This window comes from Paenibacillus xylanivorans (assembly GCF_001280595.1).
Lineage (GTDB): Bacteria > Bacillota > Bacilli > Paenibacillales > Paenibacillaceae > Paenibacillus > Paenibacillus xylanivorans.
The window spans coordinates 1-447 of the sequence record NZ_LITU01000019.1; the positions used below are offsets into that span (position 1 = coordinate 1).

The window sequence follows — 447 nt, forward strand, 5'->3', positions numbered from 1 at the left end:
GCTTTACCGGTTTCTACTACGGGGTTCCGAACGAAGCCAGCATCAAATACGGCAAAACGCTGGGTGATATGAACAAGCAAATGATGGATCGGCTGATTGTTGTCAAGCCGGCCGAATTCGACGCCTTGTATGACAAGCTGGTGAAAGAATATATGGACGCTGGCGGTAAAGCGGTTCAAGAAGAGAACGTGAAGCATTACAGAGAAATTAAAGAGAGCAGCAAGTAATTTATAAGATACGGATAAACCATCGTTTGCTAATGACCGTGGTTTATCCGTATTTTAGATTGCTATTACCGGGAAGCTTTGCTATCATTTCGAAGAAATCCACAAGTTCAGGAGAATACCCATGTACAAGGTCATGATTATTGATGATGAGTCGTGGACGATTAAAGGAATTAGCAACGCCTTTGACTGGGATAAGTACGGTTTTGAAATTATAGGCCAA

The 447-nt window shown here is 42.5% G+C and carries 1 pseudogene; it reads left to right on the top strand.

What is annotated here, in order from left to right:
- Window positions 1-227: pseudogene (locus tag AMS66_RS01780) on the top strand (extracellular solute-binding protein); the annotation flags it as partial.
- Between the last annotated feature and the right edge of the window lie 220 nt (window positions 228-447).